Origin of the sequence: Streptomyces venezuelae ATCC 10712 (genome assembly GCF_008639165.1) — a bacterium.
Classification (GTDB): domain Bacteria; phylum Actinomycetota; class Actinomycetes; order Streptomycetales; family Streptomycetaceae; genus Streptomyces; species Streptomyces venezuelae.
Genome location: NZ_CP029197.1, coordinates 3558083 through 3576035, shown reverse-complemented (window position 1 = coordinate 3576035; position 17953 = coordinate 3558083). Strand labels below are relative to the sequence as shown.

Sequence of the window (17953 nt, the reverse complement as noted above, 5' to 3'; positions counted from 1 at the left end):
GTCCGCCTCACTTCCTCGGGAACCGTGGATTCCAGTATGAGTGTGCGACGGATGTGCGAAAGGCGGTGCACCCCTTGGGTGCACCGCCTTCACGCGATCGGTACAGAACCCGTCACGGGTTCAGAACAGACCCGGCTCAGTGGCCGCCCTGCTCCTTGGCGCGCGCGTACGACTTCTCGATCTCGGCCTCGGCCTCGGCGCGGCCGACCCAGTCCGCACCCTCGACCGACTTGCCCGGCTCCAGGTCCTTGTAGACCTCGAAGAAGTGCTGGATCTCCAGGCGGTCGAACTCCGCCACGTGGTGGATGTCCCGCAGGTGCTCCATGCGCGGGTCCGTCGCCGGGACGCACAGCAGCTTGTCGTCGCCGCCGGCCTCGTCCGTCATGCGGAACATGCCGATGGCGCGGCACTTGATCAGGCAGCCCGGGAAGGTGGGCTCGTCGAGGATCACGAGCGCGTCCAGCGGGTCGCCGTCCTCACCGAGGGTGTTCTCGACGTAGCCGTAGTCGGTCGGGTAGGCCGTCGACGTGAACAGGCGACGGTCCAGACGGATGCGGCCGGTCTCGTGGTCGACCTCGTACTTGTTACGCGATCCCTTGGGGATCTCGATGAGAACGTCGAACTCCACGGGTGGCTCCTCCTGAATCAAACACAAGTGAATGCTCGCGACGACGCGCGGTGGTTAAGTGTCCCTCACGCACGTGTGTGATCGCGAAAGGGGCTGGTCAGCAATGCCCGAGCCGAGGGTGTGGCAGCTCACGGCGGGCTCCGCCGTCCTCGGACTGGCCCTGGCCGCCGTGGCGGTGACCGCGGCCGGGCCGTGGGACTCCGGTCAGCGTACGGCCGAGCGGGCCCGCGCCGCCGCCCCGGCGGCAGGTGGCGCACATCACGCCCCGCCCGCCGCCCCCGCCCCGCCGCGGCGCCCCGCGCCCGCGCCGAGCGCCCCCGGCGTCCTCACCGCCCTGCACGCCCCCGCCCCGGCCGGACGTCCGGCCGACCTCGCCGCCGTCCTCGTGCCCCTCCTCGCCGACCCCGGCCTCGGCCCGCTGCGCACCGCGTCCGTCGTCGACACCGCGACCGGGAAGCAGCTGTACGGCGAAGGGGCCGGCACCCCCATGACACCCGCCTCCACCGTCAAGATCGCCACCAGCGCGGCCGCGCTCTCCGCCCTCGGCCCCGACCACCGCATCCCCACCACCGTCACCGCCGCCCCCGACGGCCGGACGGTCACCCTCACCGGCGGCGGCGACCCCACCCTCGACCCGGCCCGGCTGAAGGCGCTCGCCACCGACACAGCCCGGGCCCTCACCGCCCGCGGCCACACCTCCGTACGCCTCACGTACGACACGAGCCTCTACCCGGGCCCCTCGCTCCACCCCATCGGACCCAACGAGAACCTCGCCCCCGTCGTCGCCCTCATGACCACCGAAGGACGCCTCGACGACAGCCGGAGCGGACCCGCGCCCCGCAGCGGCGACCCGGCCGGCGACACCGCCGCCGCCTTCGCGGACCTCCTCACCCGGGCCGGCGTCAAGGTCACCGGCGACCCGGCCCCCGGCCGCGCCCCCAAGGCCGCCCCCCTGGCCCGTACGTACTCCGCCCCGCTCGCCGACCTCGTCGAGCGCACCCTCACCCACAGCGACAACGACCTCGCCGAAGCCCTCGCCCGGCAGACCGCCCTCGCCCGCAAACAGCCCGCGAGCTTCGACGGCGCCGCCAAGGCCGTACGCGACGAACTCGCCCGGCTCGGCCTCCCCGTCGCCGGCGCCCGCTTCGCCGACGGCAGCGGACTCGACCGCCGCGACCGCGTCTCCGCCGCCCTCCTCACCGGACTCCTCACCCGCGCGGCCGACCCCGCGCGCCCCGCCCTGCGCCCGCTCCTCACCGGACTCCCCGTCGGCGGCTTCACCGGCACCCTCGCCGGCCGCTTCGACACCGCCCCCGCCACCGCGGGCGCCGGACTCGTCCGCGCCAAGACCGGCACGCTCACCGGCGTCAACACCCTCGCCGGGACCGTCGTCACCGCCGACGGCCGACTGCTCGCCTTCGCCTTCCTCGCCGGCCGCACCCTCTCCCCGTACGAAGCCCAGCCCGCCCTCGACCGTCTCTCCGCCGCCCTCACCGGACAGCGGTAGGCGGGAGGCCCGCCGTCCGGGCCGCGAGAGCCCCGGCCGCCTCCCGACCCGCACCGAAGGCGTCCCGAACCCGCACCGAACGGCCCCCGAGACCGTACGGTTGACGCATGACGAGCATCGGTGGCGCAGGCACATCCGGGATGGTCGACTGGAACCTCGCGGTCGCGACCGCGACCCGCCTCGTGCGGCCCGGACCCGAAGTCAGCCGCGACGAGGCCCGCGAGGTCGTCGCCGAACTCCGCAGGCACGCGAAAGCCTCCGAGGAACACGTCCGCGCCTACACGCGGATGATCCCCGAGGGCGGCGAGCCGCACGACACCCCCGTCCTCGTCGTCGACCGGGCGGGCTGGATCAAGGCCAACGTCGCCGGCTTCCGCGAACTCCTCACCCCGCTCCTCGGCAAGATGCAGGAGCGCCGCGCCTCCACCCCCGGCAGCGCCGTCCTCGGCGCCGTCGGCGGCAAGGTCACCGGCGTCGAACTCGGCATGCTCCTGTCGTTCCTGGCCTCCCGCATCCTCGGCCAGTACGAGACCTTCGCCCCCGCCACCCGCGACCTGCCCGCCGGCCCCGCCGGCGCGGGGCGCCTCCTCCTGGTCGCCCCCAACATCGTCCACGTCGAACGCGAACTGGAGGTCTCCCCGCACGACTTCCGGCTCTGGGTCTGCCTCCACGAGGAGACCCACCGCACCCAGTTCACCGGCGTCCCCTGGCTCCGCGACCATCTGCAGGGCGAAATCCAGTCGTTCCTCGCCGCCACCGACGTCGACCCCGGCACCGTCGTCGAACGCCTCGGCGAGGCCGCCCAGACCCTCGTCGGCGGCCGCCCCGAAGCCGAGGAGGGCGAACCCGCCCCCTCCCTCGTCGAACTCGTCCAGACCCCCGAGCAGCGCGAGATCCTCGGCCGCCTCACCGCCGTCATGTCCCTCCTCGAAGGCCACGCCGACTACGTCATGGACGGCGTCGGACCGCAGGTCGTGCCCTCGGTCGCCGAGATCCGCGAGAAGTTCCAGCAGCGCCGCGCACGCGGCGCCTCCCGCCTCGACCTCGCCCTGCGCAAGCTCCTCGGCCTCGACGCCAAGCTCCGCCAGTACCGCGACGGCGAGCGGTTCGTCCGCGCCGTCGTCGACCAGGTCGGCATGGACGGGTTCAACCGCGTGTGGACCTCCCCCAACACGCTCCCCACCAAGACCGAGATCGCCGCCCCCGCCGACTGGATCGCGAGGGTGCACCGTAAGGCAGACTCATGAGACAGGTGCGGCAGACGGCACAGGAACACGTCCGAACACCCCACCAATCACCCATCCGAGGGACCCTGAGCATGGGGTGAGGCGTGCAATGCTCGGGTAACGGCCGGGTTTCTGTCACCATCGACGCACTCTGAGTGACCGAACCCCCCTTTCCGACCGTTAAGACTCCGACCGAGGCACCCCACCCCATCACGAAGGGCACCGGACATGGGTCCCCATCCTGCGGTCGCGGCGATACGCCTGGCGGTCCGCCGCGTACTCCACGACGTTCTCACCGAGCACACCACCACGGACGCCGAGCACACCCCCCTCGTGCTCGTCGCCTGCTCCGGCGGCGCCGACTCCATGGCGCTCGCCTCCGCCCTCGCCTTCGAGGCCCGCAAGCTCCCCGTGCGCGCCGGCGGCATCACCGTCGACCACGGACTCCAGGACGGCTCCGACACCCGCGCCGGCGAGGTCGTCGGCCGCATGACCGCCCTCGGCCTCACCCCCTCCGAGGCCGTCGCCGTCACCGTCGGCCGCGAAGGAGGCCCCGAGGCAGCGGCCCGCGACGCGCGGTACGCGGCCCTCGACGCCGCCGCCGAACGCCACGGAGCCGCCGCGATCCTCCTCGGCCACACCCGCGACGACCAGGCCGAAACCGTCCTGCTCGGACTCGCCAGGGGCTCCGGCATCCGCTCGCTCTCCGGCATGGCCGCCATCTCCGGCGCCTCCGGCCGCTACCGGCGCCCCTTCCTCCAGCTCGACCGGCAGACCGTCCGCAAGGCCTGCGTCGCACAGGAACTCGCCGTCTGGGACGACCCCCACAACAGCGACCCCGCCTACACCCGCTCGCGGCTCCGCCACGAAGGCCTCCCCGCCCTCGAGAAGGCCCTCGGCAAAGGCGTCGTCGAAGCCCTCGCCCGAACGGCCCAGCTCTCCCGGGACGACGCGGACGCCCTCGACACCTGGGCGGCCGACGCCGAGACCTCCGTACGCGACGAGGCGGGCGCCCTGGAGTGCGCCAAGCTCCACGGGCTGCCCCCCGCCGTACGCCGCCGCGTCCTGCGCCGCGCCGTCATCGCCGAGGGCGCCCCCGCCGGCTCCCTCTTCGCCCGGCACATCGAAGAAGTCGACCGGCTCATCACCGGCTGGCGCGGCCAGGGAGCCATCAACCTGCCCGGCCGCGTCGAAGCCCGCCGCCAGGGTGGCAGACTGGTCATCCGGCAAGGCTGACGCACGCTGCAACGAAAGTGACCCGGGTGAACGAGAAGGACATGGGCACCGACCTCCAGTCGGTGCTCATCACCAAGGAAGAGATCGACGCCAAGCTGGCAGAGCTGGCCGCGAAGATCGACGCGGAATACGCGGGCAAGGACCTGCTCATCGTCGGCGTCCTCAAGGGCGCGGTGATGGTGATGGCGGATCTGGCTCGCGCCCTTTCCACCCCCGTCACCATGGACTGGATGGCCGTGTCCTCCTACGGCGCCGGCACCCAGTCCTCGGGCGTCGTCAGGATCCTCAAGGACCTCGACACCGACATCAAGGGCAAGCACGTCCTGATCGTCGAGGACATCATCGACTCCGGCCTGACGCTGTCCTGGCTGCTGTCGAACCTCGGCTCGCGCGAGCCCGCCTCCCTCGAGGTCTGCACGCTGCTGCGCAAGCCCGAGGCCGCGAAGGTCGCGATCGACGTCAAGTGGATCGGCTTCGACATTCCCAACGAGTTCGTCGTGGGCTACGGCCTCGACTACGCCGAGAAGTACCGGAACCTTCCGTTCGTCGGCACGCTCGCTCCGCACGTCTACGGCGGCTGACGGCCACGCCGTCGGCCCGGGCGTTCGGGGAACCCGCACCGCCTTCCCTCCGTTGAACCACGGGAAGGCGGTCGCGGGCGACGATGCTGAGGTACCGTCCGAAGAACAGCTTTTTCACACAGCAGCTCTCACAGCAGCATTTTCCTACGGGCAGGAGGGACGGGGCGTTCTCGCTCCGTATGGATGGACGTGAAGCGATACTTCCGTGGGCCGGTCATGTGGATCGTGCTGGCCGTCCTCGCCGTGGTCGTGCTGATGCAGGTCGTCGGCTCGTCCGAGGGCTACAAGACGGTGGACACCGGCAAGGTCGTCCAGGCGATCGACAAGAACCAGGTCAAGCAGGCAAAGGTCACCACCGGTGACGAGCAGATCATCAAGATCGAACTCGTCGACGGTCAGAAGATCGACAACAGCAGCAAGGTCCAGGCCAGCTACATCGGCTCCCAGGGCGTCGACGTCGCGGACAAGCTGCAGGAGAAGTTCGAGGCCGGGCAGATCGAGAAGGGCTACACCGTCTCCCCGACGAAGCAGTCGCCCTTCGTCTCGATCCTGCTCTCGCTCCTCCCCTTCGTCCTCATCGTGGTCGTCTTCCTCTTCCTGATGAACCAGATGCAGGGCGGCGGCTCCCGCGTCATGCAGTTCGGGAAGTCCAAGGCGAAGCTCATCACCAAGGACACGCCGAAGACCACCTTCGCCGACGTCGCCGGCTCGGACGAGGCCGTCGAGGAACTCCACGAGATCAAGGAATTCCTCCAGGAGCCCGCGAAGTTCCAGGCCGTCGGCGCCAAGATCCCCAAGGGCGTCCTGCTCTACGGCCCGCCCGGAACCGGCAAGACGCTCCTCGCGCGCGCCGTCGCCGGCGAGGCCGGGGTGCCGTTCTACTCGATCTCCGGCTCCGACTTCGTCGAGATGTTCGTCGGTGTCGGCGCCTCCCGGGTCCGCGACCTCTTCGAGCAGGCCAAGGCCAACGCGCCGGCCATCGTCTTCGTCGACGAGATCGACGCCGTCGGACGCCACCGCGGCGCCGGCCTCGGCGGCGGCCACGACGAGCGCGAGCAGACCCTCAACCAGCTCCTCGTCGAGATGGACGGCTTCGACGTGAAGGGCGGCGTCATCCTGATCGCCGCCACGAACCGGCCCGACATCCTCGACCCCGCCCTCCTGCGCCCCGGCCGGTTCGACCGCCAGATCGCCGTCGACCGCCCCGACATGCAGGGCCGTCTGGAGATCCTCAAGGTCCACCAGAAGGGCAAGCCGGTCGCCCCGGACGTCGACCTCGGCGCCGTCGCCCGACGCACCCCCGGCTTCACCGGCGCGGACCTCTCCAACGTCCTCAACGAGGCGGCGCTCCTCACCGCCCGCAGCGACCAGAAGCTGATCGACAACAAGGCTCTGGACGAGGCGATCGACCGTGTGGTCGCGGGCCCGCAGAAGCGGACCCGGATCATGTCGGACAAGGAGAAGAAGATCACCGCGTACCACGAGGGCGGCCACGCCCTCGTCGCGGCGGCCTCGCCGAACTCCGACCCCGTCCACAAGATCACCATCCTGTCCCGCGGCCGCGCCCTGGGCTACACGATGGTCCTGCCGGACGAGGACAAGTACTCGACCACCCGCAACGAGATGCTCGACCAGCTGGCCTACATGCTGGGCGGCCGCGCGGCCGAGGAGCTCGTCTTCCACGACCCGACCACGGGCGCGGCGAACGACATCGAGAAGGCCACGGCCACCGCTCGCGCGATGGTCACGCAGTACGGCATGACCGAGCGTCTCGGCGCGATCAAGTTCGGTGGCGACAACACCGAGCCGTTCCTCGGCCGTGAGATGGCGCACCAGCGCGACTACTCGGAAGAGGTCGCGGCGCTGGTCGACGAAGAGGTCAAGAAGCTCATCGAGACCGCGCACAACGAGGCCTGGGAGATCCTCGTCGAGAACCGCGACGTTCTCGACAACCTGGTCCTCGCCCTCCTGGAGAAGGAGACGCTGGGCAAGGAGGAGATCGCCGAGATCTTCACCCCCATCGTCAAGCGCCCGGCCCGCCCGGCCTGGACCGGATCCTCCCGCCGTACCCCGTCCACGCGTCCGCCGGTGCTCTCCCCCAAGGAGCTCGCCCTGACGAACAGCGCGAACGGCTCGGCGACCCCCGCGGTCGACACCACGAAGGGCATCGAGATCGCCCCGGTGGACACCCCGGAGGACTGACCGCGCCACCCCGGAATGGCTGCCGCGCCCCCACAGGTTTTAGCCTGTGGGGGCGCGGCATTTCGCGCACTATCAGCCAGACGGAACGAGGCACAGAGATGACCGACCCGGTGACGCTGGACGGCGAGGGCACGATCGGCGAGTTCGACGAGAAGCGCGCCGAGGCCGCCGTGCGGGAGCTCCTCATCGCGGTCGGCGAGGACCCGGACCGTGAGGGCCTGAGGGAGACGCCGGCGCGGGTGGCGCGGGCGTACAAGGAGATATTCGCGGGCCTGTGGCAGGTGCCCGAGGGCGTGCTGACGACGACGTTCGATCTCGGTCACGACGAGATGGTGCTAGTCAAGGACATTGAGGTGTACTCGACATGTGAGCACCATCTCGTACCGTTCCGGGGCGTCGCCCACGTCGGTTACATCCCGTCGACGTCCGGCAAGATCACCGGCCTGTCGAAGCTGGCCCGGCTCGTCGACGTCTACGCCCGCCGTCCCCAGGTGCAGGAACGGTTGACCACCCAGGTGGCGGACTCCCTGATGGACATCCTGGAGCCGCGGGGCGTCATCGTGGTCTTCGAGTGCGAGCACATGTGCATGTCCATGCGCGGCATCCGCAAGCCGGGCGCCAAGACGATCACCTCGGCCGTCCGCGGCCAGCTGCGCGACCCCGCGACCCGCGCCGAGGCGATGAGCCTCATCATGGCGCGCTGACGCGCCACGACGGACCGGATCAGGCCCGGGCCTTGCCCGGGCCTTCGCCGTTGTCCTCGTCCTCCGGGAGTCTGCAGACGCGCTCCAGGAAGAGGGCGGCGGCGATGACGGCGATGCCTGCCGCGACCGAGAGGGCCGCGTAGAGGGCCTGGTCGCGGCGGGCGGGGACGTCGAGGGAGCCGAGGAGGAAGACGCCCGTGCCGCCGTACATGCCGGCGACGAGGGCGGCCACCAGGGCGCTCGCCTGGCCGAAGACGACCGCGCGGGCCGCCATGAGGGGTTCGACCCCCTTGGCGCCGGGGCGGCGGTCGCGCTGGGCCTTGAGGCGGACCCGGATGGAGAGGGCGGTCGCCGTCAGGACGACCGCGATCACGGCGAGGACGATGGGCGCGGCGATCGGCACGCTGGGGAGGGTGCCGACCGAGTCCCAGAGCCGGGCGGCGCCCCAGGAGAGGATGCCGGCCACGAGGAACAGTCCGGCGAGCACCTTCAGCCGCAGTTGTTTCACCGGGTGTCCTTCTCCTGATCGTCGGTCGTGGTCCGCGGGGCGGTCTGCCACGAAGCGTAACGACTACTCGGGCAGACGGAGTTCCAGGTCGGCGCGGCGGGCGATGCCTTCGCCGCCGACGGCGGCGAGGAGCTCGGTGACCGGTCCGTGGCCGGGGAGCTGGGCCTCGGGGTCCACGTCGTGCCAGGGGGCGAGCACGAAGGCGCGCTGGTGGGCGCGGGGGTGCGGGAGGGTGAGGACGGGGTCGTCGGAGACCACGTCCGCGTAGGCGACGATGTCGACGTCGATGGTGCGGGCGCCCCAGTGCTCCTCGCGGACGCGGTGGAAGGCCTCCTCGACGGCGTGGGCCCGCTCCAGGAGGGAGGAGGGCGGCAGGGTCGTCTTGAGGAGCGCGACGGCGTTGAGGTACGAGGGCTGGGTGCCGGGCTCGACGCCCCAGGGCTCCGTCTCGTACACCGGGGAGACGGCCTTGACGCGGAGGCCGGGGGTGTCGGCGAGGGCGTCGACGGCCCCCTGGAGGGTCTCCAGGCGGTTGCCGAGGTTGGCGCCGAGGGCCACGACGGCCCAGCGGGGGTTGGACAGCGTCGTGTCGGCGGCGTCGACGGTCGCGACGACGGAGGCCGGTACGGGCTGGACGGTGGGGTCGCTCTGCGTCGGCTTCATCGTCGGCTCCGGGTGATCGTGATGGTCACGTCGTCGAACGGCACGGTGATGGGCGCGTCCGGCTTGTGGACGACGACCTCCACCTCTTGTACCCCGGCGTGGCTGAGGCATTGCTGGGCGATGCGCTCGGCGAGGGTCTCGATGAGGTCGACGGGCTCGCCCTGGACGACGTCCACGACCTCTTCGGCGACGACCCCGTAGTGCACGGTCTTGGTCAGGTCGTCGTCGGCGGCCGCCGGGCGGGTGTCCAGGCCGAGGACCAGGTCCACGATGAAGGTCTGGCCCTCCTCGCGCTCCTTGGGGAAGACGCCGTGGTGGCCCCGGGCCTTGAGGCCGCGCAGCGCGACACGATCCACGCGAATCACTCCTGCTGTCGTAGTTCGGTGGCCACGCAGCCGGGTGCGGACGGCCGGGTGTCCAGCATCGAATCTACCTGCGGGGACCGACAGACCTTGCCCTCGGGGGGCCGCGGGCGGGCCGGTGGAGGGGGGCTCAAGCCTGGTCGGGGCGGGGCTCGTCGTCTCCGGGGTCGCCGGTTTCCTCGGTGTCGTCGGTGTCCGCGAGGACCGGGGAGGCGTGGTGGGACCAGATCCGCCAGCCGTCGGATGTGTGGCGGAACACATTGGTGGCGACGACGAGCTGGCCGACGAGGGGTCCCAGTTCGGCGCCGTCCTCGGGGGGTCCGCCGCTGAGGATGTTCTCGGTGCAGGTGACGACGGCGGTGTTCCCGGCGAGGGAGATCTTGAGGTCGGTGAGGAAGAACTGGATGTACTCGGTGTTCGCCATGATCAGCGCGTACGAGCGGAGCACCTCGCCGCGGCCGGTGAGGACGGGCCAGCCGGGGTGGACGCAGGTGATGGGGGTGGCTCCGTCGTCGAGCCAGAGCGCGGAGACGCCTTCGAAGTCGCCGGTCTCCATCGCCTCGTAGAAGGCGGTGTTGGCGGCTTCGACGGCCGCCTCGTCGGCGGTGCGGCTCACGCGGCTCCCTCGACGGCGCGGGCGACCCGTACGGCGTCGGCGGTGGCCCTGACCTCGTGGACGCGGACGGCCCAGGCGCCGGCGTGGGCGGCGAGGGCGGAGACGGCGGCGGTGGCGGCGTCGCGTTCGCGGGCGGGGGGCGGGGTGGAGCCCTCGCGGGTGAGGACGTGGCCGAGGAAACGCTTGCGGGAGGCGGCGACGAGGAGGGGGCGGCCGAGGGCGCGGAGCTCGCGGAGGTGGGCGACGAGGGCCAGGTCGTGGGGGGCGAGCTTGGCGAAGCCGAGGCCGGGGTCGACGATGATCCGTTCGGGGTCGATGCCGCCGTCGACGACGGCTTCGAGGCGGGTGCGGAGTTCGCCGAGGACCTCGGTGACGACGTCGTCGTAGACGGCGAGGCTGTTCATGTCCTGGCTGAATCCGCGCCAGTGCATGACGACGAAGGGGACCTCGGCGGCGGCGACGGCGGGGACCATGGCGGGGTCGGCGAGGCCGCCGCTGACGTCGTTGACGAGGACGGCGCCGGCTTCGACGGCGCGGGCGGCGACGCCGGCCCGCATCGTGTCGACGGAGACGGTGACGCCTTCGGCGGCGAGGCCGCGGACGACGGGGACGACGCGGCGGAGTTCTTCCTCCTCGTCGACGCGGCTGGCGCCGGGGCGAGTGGACTCGCCGCCGACGTCGACGAGGTCGGCGCCTTGGGCGACGAGGTCGAGGCCGTGTTTGACGGCGGCCGTGGTGTCGAACCAGCGGCCGCCGTCGGAGAAGGAGTCGGGGGTCACGTTGACCACGCCCATGACCGCGCAGCGGTCCCACTCCGGCAGGCCCCGGGCCGTACCCCGGTCGGTCGTCGTACTCATGTGTCCAGCGTAGGGCCCGGGGGCGGGATCAGGCCGCGCGGACCTCGTGCTCCGAGGGGGTGGGGACGATGTGCGCGCAGGGCCGGGGGGTGGGGGCGGGGCGCCTGCGGGCGAAGGGGCGGGGCAGGGAGAAGTTCACGAAGCCTTCGGCCTGCATGGCGGCGAAGCCGATGCGGGGGAGGTCGCGGCTGGTGCGGTAGACGACGAAGCGGGGCTCCCAGCGGGGCCGGAACTTGGCGTTGAACTTGTACAGCGATTCGATCTGGAACCAGCGGGAGAGGAAGACGAGCAGTCCGCGCCAGACGCGCAGGACGGGGCCCGCGCCGATCTTCTCGCCGCGGGCGAGGGCGGAGCGGAACATGGCGAAGTTGAGGGACACGCGCGCGATGCCGAGGCCGGGGGAGGCCTGGAGGGCGGCGACGATGAGGAGCTCGTTCATGCCGGGGTCGGCGGAGCGGTCGCGGCGCATGAGTTCCAGGGACATGCCGTCCCGGCCCCAGGGGACGAAGTGGATGATCGCCTTGAGGTCGCCGTAGGGGGAGGTGAGGTCGTCGTCGGTGTCGCTCTTGTGGGCGGTCGCTATGACGGCGTCGCCGTCGCCGGGGGCGCCGATGCGGCCGAGGGCCATGGAGAAGCCGCGTTCGGTGTCGGTGCCGCGCCAGTCGGCGGCGGCGCGGCGGACGCGTTCGAGTTCGGCGTCGTCGAGGTCACGGACGCGGCGGACCTGGGTGGTGTAGCCGTTGCGTTCGATGCGCTTCACCATCTGGCGGACGTTGCGCATGGCCCGTCCGGAGAGCGAGAAATCCTCGACGTCGACGACCGCCTCGTCGCCGAGTTCGAGGGCGTCGAGGCCGGTTTCGCGGGTCCAGACCTGGCCGCCGGTCTCGGAGCAGCCCATCACGGCGGGGGTCCAGGAGTGGGCCTTGGCCTCGTCCATGAAGCGTTCGATGGCGCCGGGCCAGGCTTCGACGTCGCCGATGGGGTCGCCGCTGGCGAGCATCACGCCGGAGACGACGCGGTAGCAGACGGCGGCCTTGCCGCTGGGGGAGAAGACGACGCCCTTGTCGCTGCGGAGCGCGAAGTGGCCGAGGGAGTCGCGGCCGCCGTGCTGGTCGAGGAGGGCGCGGAGCCTGATCTCGTCCTCTGCGGTGAGGCGGGCGGCGGGGTGTTCGGGGCGGAAGGCCAGGTAGATGGTGGTGAGGGCGGTGAGCATGCCGAGGGCGCCGAGGGAGTAGCCGACGGTCCAGTCGACGCCGTTGCTGTAGCCGACGGGGCCTTCGGCGCCGAAGAGTCCGTAGAGGACGTGTTCGAGGCGGTCGGCGAGGCTGGGGTCGCCGATGACGCGGCGCGGGTGGGCGCTGACGATGACGAGGCCGAGGGCGATGGAGCCGGCGCCCATGACGACGAAGTTGGCGAGTGCGCGCCAGCGGCTGCGGGGGTCGGGGAGGGCGGCGAACTCGCCTCGGTGGCGTACGAGGAGGGTGAGGAGTACGAGGGAGAGGAGGGCGCCGAGGACGGAGTGGCGCCAGATGAACTGGGCGGCGGCGCCGAGGGGCAGCAGGACGACGGCGGCGCGCCAGGCGCGGCGCTTGTGTCGCTTGAGGCCGTGGGCGAGCAGCAGGAGGAGGACGCCGACGCTGAGGGAGAGGGCGGCGGAGAGGGGGCCGAGGGTGCCGGGGAGGACTTCCGCGAGGGCGTGCATGCGGCTGGCGCGGAAGCGGGGGAAGACTCCTGCGGCGATGTCGATCAGGCCGATCAGGGTGCAGGCGGTGCCGACGAGCGCGGGGACCTTCTCGGGCCGTGGGCCGCGGAGAATCCGGCGTACTCGAACCGGAACCAATCCTGATTTGTCCCCATCTACTGTGACAGACATGGCTTCCCGTGCTTCCCGTGGTCCTGCGAAGGGTCCTTGATTCCGGGCGGGCCCTGCGGCGCGTTCGGCGGGCCGTTCCGGTTGGTGCGCCTTCTAGGACGGAGCCGTGCGGGGTCGGGTTCATCGGTTCACAGGAAATTCTTGGAAAGGAAGGCTCGGTCGTCCCATGGGTCTCACCAGCAACAAAGTCCTCGTGGTGGCGGTCGCGCTCGCCGTTCTGTTCTTCATCGCCACGATCTGGCTGTGGCCGAGGCTGGCGCGCCGTGGCTGGCGCGCGGTGGTGGGGCGGGTCGGGCTGCTGCTCGTGACCCAGCTGGCGCTCTTCGCGGCGGTGGGACTGGCGGCGAACCGTTCCTTCCTCTTCTACGGCTCCTGGGCCGACCTGTTCGGTCAGGAGCAGGAGATGGGGGTGGTCGTCGACCACGCGGGCGGTTCGAAGGACCTGAGGGTGGTGGGGACGCAGGCGCTCGACGTGCCGGGCGGCGGCCGGCCGGCGGTCGCCGGGCAGATCCAGAAGGTCGTCGTGTCGGGCGAGCGGTCGGGGATCGTCTCGCCGGCCTATGTGTACCTGCCGCCGGAGTACTTCCAGGAGCGGTACGCCAAGCGCACGTTCCCGGCCTCGGTGGTGCTCACCGGCTACCCGGGGACGGCGGAGAACCTGATCAAGGGGCTGAAGTACCCGCGGACGGCGTACCTCCAGGCGAAGGAGGGCCGGATGCAGCCGATGATCCTGGTGATGCTGCGGCCGACCGTGGCGCCGCCCCGGGACACCGAGTGCGTGGACGTGCCGGGGGGCCCGCAGACGGAGACCTTCTTCGCCGACGACCTGCCGAAGGCGGTCTCGGAGTCGTACCGGGTGGGCACGAAGCCCCGTAACTGGGGGTTCATGGGGAACTCCACGGGCGGGTACTGCGCCCTGAAGATCGCCCTGCACCACCCCGACCGGTTCGCGGCGGGCGCCGGATTCTCCGCGTACTACCGGGCGGCGGAGGACGTGACGACGGGCGACCTCTTCCACGGGAACGACGGACTGCGCAAGCGGGGTGACCTGCTGTGGAGCCTGGACCACCGGCCGCAGGGCCCGACGTCGTTCCTGGTGACGACGTCGCAGCACGGCGAGGACAACCGCAAGGACACGCTGGCGTTCATCAAGAAGGTGAAGAGCCCGGCGAAGGTCTCCTCGATCACGCTGAAGAGCGGGGGCCACAACTTCAACACGTGGAACCGGGAGATCCCGCCGGGCCTCGTCTGGATGGGCGCCAAGCTCAGCGCGACCTGACGGGACCCGGATCAGCCGGAGGTCACCGAGGCCCGGCGCAGGGCGCGGTGGACGCCCTCCGGGGTGAGGACGCCGACGGGCCGGCCGTCCTCGCCGGTGACGGTGAGCAGGCCGGTGTCGTGCTGGAGGAGTACGGCGAGGGCGTCCTTGAGGGAGGTGCCGAGCGGGACGGGCTCGGGGGCGCCGTCCCGGCCCGCGGCCCCGCCGGACTCCTTCACCGGCGGCGCGGGGTCGAGGTCGGCCTCGGTGACGGGCGTGACGGCGAGCCGCTTCAGACCGCGGTCGCTGCCGACGAAGTCCGCGACGTACGGGGTGGAGGGGGCGCCGAGGACGGTGGCGGGCGTGTCGAACTGCTCGATCCGGCCCTGCCCGTAGACGGCCATGCGGTCGCCCATGCGGACCGCCTCCTCGATGTCGTGGGTGACGAGGAGGACCGTCTTGCGGACGGTGGCCTGGAGCGCGAGGAACTCGTTCTGGAGGCGCTCGCGGACGACGGGGTCGACGGCGCCGAAGGGTTCGTCCATGAGGAGGACCGGCGGGTCGGCGGCGAGGGCGCGGGCGACGCCGACGCGCTGGCGCTGGCCGCCGGAGAGCTGGGCGGGGTAGCGGGAACCGTAGACGGCGGGGTCGAGGCCGACGAGGTCGAGGAGTTCGGCGGCACGCGCGCGTGCGTCGGCCTTCTTCCAGCCGAGCAGGGAGGGGACGGTCGCCGTGTTGTCGAGGACCGTGCGGTGCGGGAACAGCCCGACCTGCTGGATGACGTAGCCGATCTTGCGGCGCAGGGCGACGGGGTCGACGCCTGCGATGTCCTCGCCGTCGACGAGGACCCGGCCGGAGGTCGGCTCGACGAGCCGGTTCACCATCATCATCGTGGTCGTCTTGCCGCAGCCGGACGGCCCGACCAGGGTGACGAGTTCGCCCTCCGCGACCTCGAAGGAGAGGTCGTCGACGGCGGTCGTGCCGTCCGGGTACCGCTTGGTCACGTGCTCGAACCGGATCATGGTTCCCCATTCTGTCCCCTGGACGCCGGGGGTGTGTGAAGGGCGTGTTGCCGCATTGTGGCGGGTCTCGGGGATTGTCGGTGGCGGGGGTTAGGGTCGTCACACATGCGTTCGGAAAGGCCGGCGACCCGGGGGGAGGACGGATGAGCGCACCGAACTGTCTGGTCACCAACGACTGGATCTGCGGCGAGTATCTGCGCACGCGCGCCGAGGAGTTGACGGACGCCACGCTCCAGCATGTGGGAATCACGGTCGTGTCCGTGCTGATCGCGCTGGTCGTCGCGGTGCCGCTGGCCCTGCTCGTCCGGGCCAGGCCACGGTTCGCCGGACCGGTCCTCGGACTGACCACCCTGCTCTACACGATCCCGTCGCTCGCCATGTTCTCGCTGCTGCTGCCCTTCTTCGGGCTGTCGGCCGCGCTCGTGGTGACCGGCCTCGTGCTGTACGCCCTGACGATCCTCGTACGGAACACGCTGGCGGGTCTCGCCTCGGTGCCCGCCGAGACACGGGAGGCCGCCCGGGGCATGGGATACGGCTCGCTGCGGCTGCTCTGGCAGGTCGAACTGCCGCTGGCGCTCCCGGTGCTGATGGCGGGGATACGGATGGCGACGGTCTCCACGATCGCGCTGACGACGGTGGGCTCGGTCGTCGGCCGCGGCGGCCTCGGCAACCTCATCGAGGACGCGCTGCCGACCTTCTTCAAGGCGCAGATGCTCGCCGCCTCGGTGCTGTGCGTGCTGCTGGCCGTCGCCGCCGACCTGCTGCTCCTGGGCCTGCAGCGGCTGCTGACGCCATGGGCCCGCATACGGACCGCGCCGGGAGGTGAGTGAGATGGGCGTGGTGACGGACGCCTGGGGCTGGCTCACCACCGGCGCGCACTGGACGGGCGAGGAGGGCGTCGGGCAGCGGCTCGCCGAGCACGTGTACGTGAGCGGGGCGGCCCTCCTGATCGCCGCGGCGCTCGCGCTGCCGCTCGGGCTCTGGCTCGGCCACCTGGGCAAGGGCGGGACGCTCGCGGTGAACGTGTCGAACGTGGGCCGGGCGGTCCCGGTCTTCGCGGTCCTCGCCCTGTTCATGGTCTCCCCCCTGCGGAACGCCGGGTACGTGCCGACCGTCGTCGCCCTGGTGCTCTTCGCGATACCGCCGCTCCTCACCAACGCGTACGTGGGGATGCGGGAGGTCGACCGGGCCGCGGTGCGGGCCGCGCGGGGCATGGGGATGACGGGCGGCCAGCTCTTCCTGCGGGTCGAACTCCCGCTGGCGCGGCCGGTGGTGATGACCGGGGTCCGCTCGGCCGCGGTGCAGGTGGTCGCCACGGCGACGATCGCGGCGATGGTCGGCCAGGGCGGCCTGGGCCGGATCATCACGGCCGGCTTCGCCACCTACGACACGGCGCAGGTCGTCGCGGGCGCGGTGCTCGTGGCCCTGCTCGCCCTGCTGGTGGAGGGCGTGCTGGTGGGCGCGGACCGGCTGCTCTTCCGGGCACGGGACGGACGACGTGACGGTCGACGTGACGAACGACGTGACCGCCCACGTGACCGGCGGCCCGACCGACGACTTGACCGACGATTCGATCAACTGAGCAAACGGTGACTGGGGATGGGTGATCTCGTGAACAGGGTCTCGCGTATCGCGGGTGCGGTGCTGGGGACGGCGGCGCTGACCGTCGCGCTCGCCGCGTGCGGCGGTGACAGCCTGGAGCAGGGCAAGGAGAAGGGCGCCGGAAGCTCCGGCGGCGCCGGGAACTCCGGCGGCGGGGAGAAGGGTTCGCTGGTCGTCGGCGCGGCGGCGTTCACCGAGGCCAAGGTGCTCGCCGAGCTGTACGCCCAGTCCCTGCGGAACGCCGGATACTCGGTGTCCATCACCACCGTGAAGAATCGGGAGCTCTACGAGCCCTCGCTGGAGAAGGGCGAGATCGACGTCGTCCCGGAATACGCGGCGACCATCGCGGAATTCCTCAACGCGAAGGTGAACGGGCCGAAGGCGCCCGAGGACAAGCCCGTCGCCTCCGGTGACGCGACGGCCACCGTCGAGGCGCTGCGGAAGCTCGCCGAACCGCGCGGACTGAAGGTGCTCGCGGTGGGCGGCGCGGTCGACCAGAACGCCTTCGCGGTGACGAAGGAATTCGCCGAGAAGAACAAGCTGAAGACGCTTTCCGATCTCGGCGCCTCGAAGCTGAAGGTGAAGATCGCCGCCGGTGACGAATGCGCGGTCCGGCCGTTCTGCGCGCCCGGCCTGAAGAAGACGTACGGGATCGACGTGACGGGGATCGACCCCAAGGGCGTCGGCACCCCGCAGGCCAAGCAGGCGGTCAAGGACGGGGTGGACCAGCTGGTGCTGACGACCACCACGGACGCCACCGTCGACAGTTACGGCCTGGTCTTCCTCGAGGACGACAAGAAGCTCCAGAACGCCGACAACGTCCTGCCCGTGGTGAACGCCAAGGACGCCGGTTCGGCGGAGATAGCCGCCGCCCTGGACAAGATCACCAAGGTGCTGACCACAGCGGATCTCGCCGAACTCAACCGCAAGGTGGACGCCGAGCGGGCGAAGCCGGAGGACGTCGCCAAGGAGTATCTGGAGACGAAGGGGCTGCTCAAGAAGTAGTCATCGGCTGAGGGGAGGCGGCCCGAAACGGAACCGGAACGGTTGATATCCACTTCTGGTGGCGAGAAGTGGCCAAGAGATTGCCGGGCCGACACCCCACACC

General features: G+C 71.3%; 18 protein-coding genes. 10 read left to right on the top strand and 8 right to left on the bottom strand.

The genetic code is table 11. The features are described from left to right. Positions 1–136 precede the first annotated feature (136 nt). Positions 137–628 carry an inorganic diphosphatase gene (locus DEJ43_RS16265; RefSeq protein ID WP_015034462.1) on the bottom strand — a complete coding sequence of 164 codons (492 nt, stop codon included), beginning with the start codon at positions 626–628 and terminating at the stop codon, positions 137–139. Between the two features lie 103 nt (positions 629–731). Here DEJ43_RS16265 and dacB point away from each other — a divergent pair, with 103 nt between their 5' ends. The 6 genes from dacB to folE all read left to right on the top strand — a co-directional run bounded on the left by dacB (position 732) and on the right by folE (position 8084). Beyond that, positions 732–2135, top strand: coding sequence for a D-alanyl-D-alanine carboxypeptidase/D-alanyl-D-alanine endopeptidase (gene dacB, locus DEJ43_RS16260; RefSeq protein ID WP_015034461.1), 1404 nt, complete (start codon positions 732–734; stop codon positions 2133–2135). Positions 2136–2242: 107 nt separating this feature from the next. Continuing rightward, complete coding sequence (locus tag DEJ43_RS16255; RefSeq protein WP_015034460.1) at positions 2243–3382, top strand: zinc-dependent metalloprotease; 1140 nt, start codon at positions 2243–2245, stop codon at positions 3380–3382. A 207-nt stretch (positions 3383–3589) separates the two neighbouring features. After that, positions 3590–4597 carry a tRNA lysidine(34) synthetase TilS gene (gene tilS, locus DEJ43_RS16250; protein ID WP_015034459.1) on the top strand — a complete coding sequence of 336 codons (1008 nt, stop codon included), beginning with the start codon at positions 3590–3592 and terminating at the stop codon, positions 4595–4597. A gap of 41 nt (positions 4598–4638) precedes the next feature. Next, positions 4639–5178: a hypoxanthine phosphoribosyltransferase gene (gene hpt, locus DEJ43_RS16245; protein ID WP_030219931.1), complete on the top strand. Its 540-nt coding sequence runs from the start codon at positions 4639–4641 to the stop codon at positions 5176–5178. Positions 5179–5361: 183 nt separating this feature from the next. Beyond that, on the top strand, positions 5362–7380 hold the full coding sequence (ftsH, locus tag DEJ43_RS16240; protein WP_015034457.1) for an ATP-dependent zinc metalloprotease FtsH: 2019 nt from the start codon (positions 5362–5364) through the stop codon (positions 7378–7380). A 98-nt stretch (positions 7381–7478) separates the two neighbouring features. Then, on the top strand, positions 7479–8084 hold the full coding sequence (gene folE, locus DEJ43_RS16235; RefSeq protein WP_015034456.1) for a GTP cyclohydrolase I FolE: 606 nt from the start codon (positions 7479–7481) through the stop codon (positions 8082–8084). 19 nt (positions 8085–8103) lie between these two features. On the opposite strand, the gene DEJ43_RS16230 is transcribed toward folE, so the two are convergent. The 6 genes from DEJ43_RS16230 to DEJ43_RS16205 form a co-directional block, all read right to left on the bottom strand. Then, positions 8104–8592: a DUF3180 domain-containing protein gene (locus tag DEJ43_RS16230; protein ID WP_015034455.1), complete on the bottom strand. Its 489-nt coding sequence runs from the start codon at positions 8590–8592 to the stop codon at positions 8104–8106. Between the two features lie 63 nt (positions 8593–8655). Beyond that, positions 8656–9255 (bottom strand): 2-amino-4-hydroxy-6-hydroxymethyldihydropteridine diphosphokinase, encoded by a 600-nt coding sequence (folK, locus tag DEJ43_RS16225; protein WP_015034454.1) that lies wholly within the window; start codon positions 9253–9255, stop codon positions 8656–8658. Then, positions 9252–9611, bottom strand: a complete 360-nt coding sequence (gene folB, locus DEJ43_RS16220) for a dihydroneopterin aldolase (protein ID WP_015034453.1) — start codon at positions 9609–9611, stop codon at positions 9252–9254. Before folB ends, folK begins: the two co-directional genes overlap by 4 nt. 136 nt (positions 9612–9747) lie before the next feature. Further along, positions 9748–10233 (bottom strand): nuclear transport factor 2 family protein, encoded by a 486-nt coding sequence (locus DEJ43_RS16215; protein WP_015034452.1) that lies wholly within the window; start codon positions 10231–10233, stop codon positions 9748–9750. Continuing rightward, on the bottom strand, positions 10230–11090 hold the full coding sequence (gene folP / locus DEJ43_RS16210; RefSeq protein WP_015034451.1) for a dihydropteroate synthase: 861 nt from the start codon (positions 11088–11090) through the stop codon (positions 10230–10232). The genes DEJ43_RS16215 and folP overlap by 4 nt, the downstream gene beginning before the upstream one ends. A gap of 28 nt (positions 11091–11118) precedes the next feature. Continuing rightward, positions 11119–12963, bottom strand: coding sequence for a phosphatidylglycerol lysyltransferase domain-containing protein (locus tag DEJ43_RS16205; protein WP_015034450.1), 1845 nt, complete (start codon positions 12961–12963; stop codon positions 11119–11121). Between the two features lie 166 nt (positions 12964–13129). On the opposite strand from DEJ43_RS16205, the gene DEJ43_RS16200 reads away from it, so the two are divergent. Then, entirely contained in the window at positions 13130–14242 is a 1113-nt protein-coding gene (locus tag DEJ43_RS16200) for an alpha/beta hydrolase (RefSeq protein ID WP_015034449.1), read from the top strand. Positions 14243–14253: 11 nt separating this feature from the next. On the opposite strand, the gene DEJ43_RS16195 is transcribed toward DEJ43_RS16200, so the two are convergent. Beyond that, entirely contained in the window at positions 14254–15243 is a 990-nt protein-coding gene (locus tag DEJ43_RS16195; RefSeq protein WP_015034448.1) for an ABC transporter ATP-binding protein, read from the bottom strand. A 143-nt stretch (positions 15244–15386) separates the two neighbouring features. Here DEJ43_RS16195 and DEJ43_RS16190 point away from each other — a divergent pair, with 143 nt between their 5' ends. From DEJ43_RS16190 to DEJ43_RS16180, 3 genes are read left to right on the top strand one after another with little or no spacing between them, the layout of a single operon-like run. Further along, a complete protein-coding gene (locus tag DEJ43_RS16190) occupies positions 15387–16073 on the top strand; it encodes an ABC transporter permease (RefSeq protein WP_015034447.1) in 687 nt (228 codons plus the stop codon). Between the two features lies 1 nt (position 16074). Then, on the top strand, positions 16075–16836 hold the full coding sequence (locus DEJ43_RS16185) for an ABC transporter permease (RefSeq protein ID WP_015034446.1): 762 nt from the start codon (positions 16075–16077) through the stop codon (positions 16834–16836). Positions 16837–16842: 6 nt separating this feature from the next. Next, positions 16843–17850 (top strand): ABC transporter substrate-binding protein, encoded by a 1008-nt coding sequence (locus tag DEJ43_RS16180; protein WP_015034445.1) that lies wholly within the window; start codon positions 16843–16845, stop codon positions 17848–17850. Positions 17851–17953 lie beyond the last annotated feature (103 nt).